Origin of the sequence: Niveispirillum fermenti, assembly GCF_048066175.1 — a bacterium.
Taxonomy (GTDB): domain Bacteria; phylum Pseudomonadota; class Alphaproteobacteria; order Azospirillales; family Azospirillaceae; genus Niveispirillum; species Niveispirillum fermenti.
On record NZ_JBLTXA010000158.1, the window covers coordinates 1 to 250 of the forward strand.

General features: G+C 58.4%; 1 protein-coding gene. It reads right to left on the reverse strand.

Translation table 11 applies throughout. The annotated features are described in order from the left end of the window. Positions 1-250, reverse strand: a 250-nt coding sequence (locus ACM9LZ_RS26140; protein ID WP_416622421.1) for a FadR/GntR family transcriptional regulator, incomplete at both ends; no start/stop codon positions are given.

Below are 250 nucleotides of genomic sequence, written 5' to 3' on the forward strand. Positions count from 1 at the left end.
ACGCTCCAGACCCTCATTGATCTGCCGAAGGCTCTGCACACTGGCAAATCGAGCCGCAAGCGACGCCGCCTCAGGCTCAATCGCAACACGCAACTGGCTGAACTGCTTCAAAAGCTCAATCGAAAATTGACGCTCCAAAAGCCAGCGCAGAACATCCGTGTCAAACAGGTTCCAGGACGAGGTCGGCTGCACAACCGTACCCTGACGCGGACGCGCGCTCAGCAAGCCCTTCGCCGTCAGCATCTTCACC